A 6,401-nucleotide genomic window follows, 5' to 3' on the forward strand; every position below is an offset into this window, starting at 1 on the left:
CCAGATCAACGGTGCGGCCGGCCCTCCCGATCGGCGACAGGTCGGCGCGCCCCGCGGCGGGGCAGACGCCGAAGCCGGGCCCGATCAGCGCCAGCGGCGGACCGAACGGGCCCGCGCCGACCCCGACCGGGCCGGCCCGGTCGGCATCGGGGCCGCCTCGGGTGCCCGCGGCGCGCAGCCGCGATCCGCCGTCGACGGGTTGCGTCCTCGCGAACGGCCGCCGCGGACCCGGCTGCACCGGGCCGCTGGCGGGCCTTGCAGGCCCCCCCCCACGAGGGGTGTCAGCGCGGACGCGCGGGCCTGCCCGCGCCCGCCAGAACGCCTCGCGCGCCGCCCGCGCCGCACGAGGGCGTGGGCGCGCCGCAGGCGCTCGGGGGGTGGGGCGATCTCAACCGTGCAGCGACTCGTACTTCGCCTGCAGTTCCTCGGGCGTCTCGACGAAGTCGGGGTGCTGCACGATGCAGTCGGCAGGGCAGACGAGCTTGCACTGCGGCTCGTCCTCGGCGCCGACGCACTCGGTGCAGCGCAGCGGGTCGATGACGTAGATCGGGTCGCCGACCGCGATCGCCTCGTTCGGGCACACCGGCTTGCAGGCGTCGCAGGCGGTGCAGTCTTCGGTGATCATCAGGGCCATGGGACTCTCCTCGAGGATTCAGGCGGCCGCCGCTTCGAGCTCGTTGAGCTTCGCGTGCCGGAACGCGCCCCAGAGGGCCGCGCCGATCGCACCGGCGTAGATCGAGTCGGGGTGCGATCGCGCCTCGACCTTGACCTTCTCGTTGACCATCTCTTCCTGGATCGCCGCGAGCAGGCCGGTGTCCAGCGCCAGCCCGCCGGTGAGCAGCGCCACGCCGTCCTTCACGCCGGTGACCTTCAGCAGCTTGACGATGCGCGACGCCATCGACAAGTGAATCCCCTTCAGGATGTCGGGTGTCGCGATGCCGCGGCTGACCATGTTGATGACGTCGGTCTCGGCGAGCACGGCGCAGATCGAGCTGACCTTCTCCGGGTCCTGCGAGGTCTTCGACAGCGGGCCGATCTCCTCGACCGCGACGCCCAGGTAGCGCGCGATGTTCTCGAGGAACTGCCCCGAGCCCGACGCGCACTGGCTGGTCATCTTGTAGCTCAGCACCTTGCCGCGCTCGTCGACGCTGATCGCGCGCCCGTTGAGCGCGCCGATGTCGACCACCGCGCGCGCGGCCGGGTCGAGGAACACGCCGCCGCGCGCGTGCGTCGTCATCGAGTAGAAGTGGCCGGTGGAGAACTTGACGTTCTCGCCCTCGCCGGTGGTCGCGACGTAGTCGATGTCGCCCTGTGCGAGGCCCGCATCGGCGAGCACGCCGTCGTAGCCCTCCTGCGCCAGCGACATCGGGTCGCGGCGGCGGATGCGCTCGCAGCGCTTGGCCAGCCAGGTCGCCTGGTCGCCGTCGTGGCGGAACAGCACGGTCTTGACCGCGCCGGAGCCGATGTCGATGCCGATCGTGTGCGTGGTGCTCATGCCCGTGCCTCCGCGGTCTTGCCTTCCTCGACCACCGCGCGCCAGGCGAACGTCGCGCCGCCGAGCGCACCGGTGTAGATCGAATCCGGATTGATGTTCAGGGTCAGCTTGCCGTAGTTCTCCTCGACCAGCTCGACGAGCGCCTTGACCGCGGCCTCGTTCTTCGCGACGCCGCCGGTGAAAGTGAACTCGTTGCGGATGCCGCCCGAGCGCGCCAGGATCGACATCGCGCGCAGGATGATCGAGCGGTGCAGGCCCGCCATGATGTCCTCGCGCTTGTCGCCGAGCGCGAGCCGGTCGCGCAGCTCGGCGCCGGCGAACACGGTACAGGTGGAATTGATCCGCACGGTCTTGGTCGACTTCATCGCCAGCGGGCCCAGTTCGTGCAGGCCCATGTTCATCTCGTCGGCGATGTAGCCGAGGTAGCGCCCGCAGCCGGCTGCGCAGCGGTCGTTCATCTGGAAGCTCTCGACGATGCCGGCCGGGTCGACCTGGATCGCCTTCGTGTCCTGGCCGCCGATGTCGAGCACCGTGGCGGTGTTCGGGTACATCACGTGCGCGCCCAGCCCGTGGCAGAGGATCTCGGAGCGGATGTGCTCCTTCGAGAACGGCAACCGCGCCCGGCCGTAGCCGGTGCCGATGACGTAGGTTTCCTCCATTTCGGTGTCGAGCACGCCCTTGACCGGTGCCTCGACCTGGGTGCGCCGGCTGGCGGTCTCGGGAATCGCCGCGAAGGTGCGCTCGAGCGCCGCGAGCAGGTGCCGGCGGATCGATTCGGCGTAGACACGGTTCTCCACCTCGATGATCGAGCGGTCGAACACGTTGAGCAGGTAGTCGTAGCGCGTGCCGATCTCCTTGGCCACCGTCTCGCCGGTGGCCAGGTACTGGCTGCCGGCGATGTCGCGAAAGAAGTCGGACTTGCGCTTGGCGCCCGGCGCGAAGAGCGACGGCGCCTCGTCGGTGATGCGCCGGAACACCTCGTCGAGCGCCTCGCCGACCACCTTCGTGTCGTCGCCGAACTTGGCGCTCGCCAGGCTGCGCTGACAGGTCTCGTGCAGGTCGACGAGTTGCTCGAGGTACTGTTCGGCGCGGAAGTCGCGCTCGAGCTGTGCGAGGAAACCCTCGAGCTGGCCGTTCAGCGCGTTGGTGCTCGCCAGCGCCTGCCGGAACAGGTGGAAGCGGCCGTTGACCAGCGCCTCCTGCTTGGCGATGGCCGCCGCGGTGTCGTAGTTCGAGCGCGAGTTGGTGATGCCGCGTCCGATGACGTTCTGGTTCTCGTCGATGACCACCGCCTTGGTGGTCGTCGAGCCCAGGTCGATGCCGATGAAACAGCGCATGGCGGTCCCCTTTTCAGTGCGCCGCGGCGACCGCGCCGCGCTTCTGCTTGACCATCTGGAAGTAGCTCTCGAGACGGTTCTTGACGTTGGCCGCCGAGAAATAGCGCGGGTCGACCAGGTCGGTCTCGATGAACGCCGCCGGCTTGCCGGTGCGCTTCTCGACCTCGCGCAGGATCAGCAGCTGCCCGGCCGAGAAGCTGTTGCAGCTCTTGATCGAGTTGATCAGCAGCCCGTCGGCCTGGTACTCGTCGATGTACTTGCAGATCATGTCGATCCGCGACGGCAGGTTCAGGTTCGTGTAGCAGCCCAGGCAGTACTCGGCCAGCGATTCGAGCGGATGGTCGGGGTCGTGCCGGAAGCCGAAGTCGTACAGGCCGCCGACCTTCGCGTAGGTGGACGACACCACGACCGCGCCCTCGTCGTAGAACATCTTCCAGAAGTCGCGGAAGCTGGTCCAGTTCGGCGGCCCTTCGACGACCAGGCGGTACTTCTCCTCGCCCATCTCGCCGTCGGGCGTGACCGGCCCCTTGCCCAGGCGCACACGCTCCTCGATCTCGGAGCGCAGCACGTTGTAGTACTGCGTCGCCTCGGGCGTGCCGCGGAACGCGGTGAAGATCGGGCCGATGTAGTAGACCGCGCCGAAGTAGCCGTCGATCGGCGACGGCCGGTTCTTCGCCGACTGCAGCACCTTGACCAGGTCTTCCTCGGCCTTGGCCGACTCCTTCATGTACTGGCGCAGCCGGTCGATGTCGAACTTCACGCCCGAGACGCGCTCGAGCGTGGGAATCACCGTGTCCTTGAGCTGGCGCACCACGTAGTCGCGCATGTTCGGCGCGATCCTGCCTTCGCCCTGGTAGGGCACGTGCAGCATGACCGTCTCGCTGCCGTACTTGTGGCGGATCAGCTCGAACCACTTCATGAACGTGAAGCAGCCGGTGTACGAGAGCAGCAGCACGTCCGGCGTGGGCAGCGGCTCTCCGGTGGGCCCGATCTCGCCGCCCTGCATCATGCCCAGGTCGGCCTTCACGTAGGTACAGACGTCCTCGGAATGGCCTTCGCGCTCGGCGTCCATGATGAACTTGCCAGACTTCTTGCGCATGCCGTTCTGCAGCGCGTTCGTCTCCGGCAGGCTGCGCGCGAAGTCGAAGCACATCAGCAGCTCGTTCAGGTTGCCCGGCACGAAAGTGGCCGACACCTTGCGGCCCTGCTCGCGGGCGGTGGCCAGTTCGTGGTAGTTGCGGTTGATCAGCTCCTTCTGGAGCCACATCGCGTCCTCTTTCTGGACGTTCTGCGGCTTCTTGGTGCTGGCGGGGGCGGGGGCGGTGGTCATGCTGCGCTCCAGAGTTTGATCGAATCGGCGAAGGTGCCGGACTGTTCGCGGATCGGCGCCATCTGGCCGGTGTTCTCGGCGTACTTGAACGCGGTGTACGGAACCTTGTGCTTCGCGAGCACGTCCTGCAGCATCGGGCGCTCGAGCAGCGCCGGATCACAGAACGAGGGGGCGGCGAACACGACGCCCTCGGCCGCGCCGTTCTTCACCTGCCTGAGCAGGTACTGCCCCTTGTCCTCGCGCTTCGCGTCGTATTTCGCGGCGGTGGAGGCCGAGCGGTGCAGGAAGGCCTTCGACAGTTCCTCGAGCGGCTTGCCGTCGGTGGGCACGTCGTCGAGCAGCCAGCGGGTGACGAGCATGAAGTCGTCGTCGACGATGTAGCAGCCCGACATCTCGATCGACTTGATCAGGTTGAGCGGCGGCTGCTCGCAGAACGACCCGTTGATCACGATGCGCGCGTTGTCGCGCCGCGGCCGCGGCACCGCGTCGGTGGCCGCGAGGTAGTCGCGGATCAGCTGCGTGTGCTCCTCGACCGGCAGCACCATGCCCGCGCGAAGGATCAGGTAGACCTCGGAGGTGGGCGCCTGCCACGGCCTGGCCGCGCGGTACGCATAGAGGTCGCGCACCGCCTTGCGGTTCTCGTTGAAGACCGCGATCGACGCATTGAGCTCGTCGTCGGTGATCGGCTTGCCGCGCAGTTCGCCGAGGTCGTGGCGCAGCACCTCCATTTCCTCGGTGTAGAAGCGCCCGCCGATCGAGTCTTCGTAGTTCTGCGGCACGTCGATGTAGCGGACGTACTTGTCCTTGAACATCACCTGCCACATGCCCGAGAGATTGCGGATCACGTCGCAGATCGACGGGAACAGCATGCCGTCGAGGCAGTCGAGCCGGCCGGTAAGGCCGAGTTCGATCGTCGAGCGCGGGATCCTGCAGATGTAGCTCTGGTAGTAGGCGTCGCCCTGGATCACCTCGAGCTGGTCGCCGCCGCCGAGGATGCCCACCGACAGCATGCCGGCGGCGTGGATCAGCTCGCGCGGCACGTACACCGGCATGTAGCCGATCGCCTTGCGGCCGGGTGCGCCGTCCTTCCAGTCCTTGACGGCGTTGAAGTGCAGGTCCTCGAACAGCGCTTCGCAGCGTTGCACGATGCGCAGCACCTCCGGGGTTTGTGGTGTCGCGGGGCTCATCAGCGGTGCTCCCATTGAGGTGCGCGCTTGGCGAGGAAGGCGTCCAGCCCCTCGTTGGCGTCGCGGGTGGTCATCAGTCGGTCGAGGTACAGCCGTTCGACCTCGGCGAGTCGTTCGCGCAGTTCGCGCACGCGCGGCGCGCGCGTCGCCGCGACCGCGCAGGCCAGCGCGGCGGCGCTCTTGGGCGCCAGGTGTTCATCGAAGTACGCCGTCGCGGCGGCTTCGGGGTCATCGGCCAGCGCGTGCACCAGGCCGATGGCCAGCGCCTCGCTGCCCGGGATGCTGCGACCCGACCACAGCAGGTCCTCGGCGGCGCTGTGGTTGACGCGCCAAGGCAGCAGGCACGAGGCGGCCGGCGCGAACACGCCGAGCTTCATCTCGGGTTGGCCGAAGGCGGCGTCGGGGCGCGCCCAGATCGGCCCGCCGGCCAGCGCGACCTCGAGCCCGCCGCCCAGGCACTGGCCGCGCACCGCCACCAGGATCGGCACCGGGTAGTCGACCATCGCCAGGATCAGCGCGTGCAGCCCGGCCAGCATCTGCGCGCAGCGGTCGGCCAGGTGCTCCTCGACGCTGGCGCCGAAGCTGAAGTGCGGCCCTTCGGCGTCGAGCAGCACGCCGCGCAGCCCCGGCCGGTCGCGGTGGGCGTCGAGCGCGGCTTGCAGCGCGGCGATCATCGCCGCGTCGCAGATGTTGGCCTTCGGCCGGTTCAGCCGCAGGCGCAGCAGCGCGCCGTCGCGGTCGAGCCAGACCTTGAGGCAGTCGGCCTCAGCCATGGCGCTTCGCCTTCGGCTGGATCTCGTCGTGCAACGGGCCGACCCAGCTCTGGCCGGCGGCCAGCTTCTGGCGCAGCAGCACGAAGTCGATCTCGCGGTCGTCCTTGGTGCCCTCGTTGAACGCCGTGAAGCCCGAGCGCGCCTCGGTCATCATGTTCAGCGCCAGCCACGCGCGCGAGTTCTCCTTGTTGCGGTTCCAGGCGTCGAGCTTGGGCTTGCGCAGTTCCTCGATCGTCTTGGTCGTGCAGTCGGGGAACGTGAGCAGCATCTTGGCGCACA

General features: G+C 68.5%; 7 protein-coding genes. All 7 read right to left on the minus strand.

The window, feature by feature from the left end:
* Positions 1-388: 388 nt before the first annotated feature.
* Positions 389-634 (minus strand): YfhL family 4Fe-4S dicluster ferredoxin, encoded by a 246-nt coding sequence (locus PKC53_RS14490; protein WP_324429813.1) that lies wholly within the window; start codon positions 632-634, stop codon positions 389-391.
* 18 nt (positions 635-652) lie between these two features.
* Complete coding sequence (gene bcrD / locus PKC53_RS14495) at positions 653-1,495, minus strand: benzoyl-CoA reductase subunit D (RefSeq protein WP_324429815.1); 843 nt, start codon at positions 1,493-1,495, stop codon at positions 653-655.
* The gene (gene bcrA / locus PKC53_RS14500; RefSeq protein WP_324429817.1) at positions 1,492-2,832 is read right to left on the minus strand and encodes a benzoyl-CoA reductase subunit A; all 1,341 of its coding nucleotides are present in this window, start codon (positions 2,830-2,832) and stop codon (positions 1,492-1,494) included. The genes bcrD and bcrA overlap by 4 nt, the downstream gene beginning before the upstream one ends.
* Before the next feature lie 13 nt (positions 2,833-2,845).
* On the minus strand, positions 2,846-4,162 hold the full coding sequence (gene bcrB, locus PKC53_RS14505; RefSeq protein ID WP_324429818.1) for a benzoyl-CoA reductase subunit B: 1,317 nt from the start codon (positions 4,160-4,162) through the stop codon (positions 2,846-2,848).
* Positions 4,159-5,349 (minus strand): benzoyl-CoA reductase subunit C, encoded by a 1,191-nt coding sequence (gene bcrC, locus PKC53_RS14510; protein ID WP_324429819.1) that lies wholly within the window; start codon positions 5,347-5,349, stop codon positions 4,159-4,161. The genes bcrB and bcrC overlap by 4 nt, the downstream gene beginning before the upstream one ends.
* Positions 5,349-6,122 carry a cyclohexa-1,5-dienecarbonyl-CoA hydratase gene (locus tag PKC53_RS14515; RefSeq protein WP_324429821.1) on the minus strand — a complete coding sequence of 258 codons (774 nt, stop codon included), beginning with the start codon at positions 6,120-6,122 and terminating at the stop codon, positions 5,349-5,351. Before PKC53_RS14515 ends, bcrC begins: the two co-directional genes overlap by 1 nt.
* Positions 6,115-6,401, minus strand: a 287-nt coding sequence (locus tag PKC53_RS14520; protein WP_324429823.1) for a hypothetical protein, incomplete at its 5' end; no start/stop codon positions are given. The genes PKC53_RS14520 and PKC53_RS14515, both read right to left, overlap by 8 nt.

The organism is Azohydromonas sp. (assembly GCF_035325925.1).
Classification (GTDB): domain Bacteria; phylum Pseudomonadota; class Gammaproteobacteria; order Burkholderiales; family Burkholderiaceae_C; genus Calidifontimicrobium.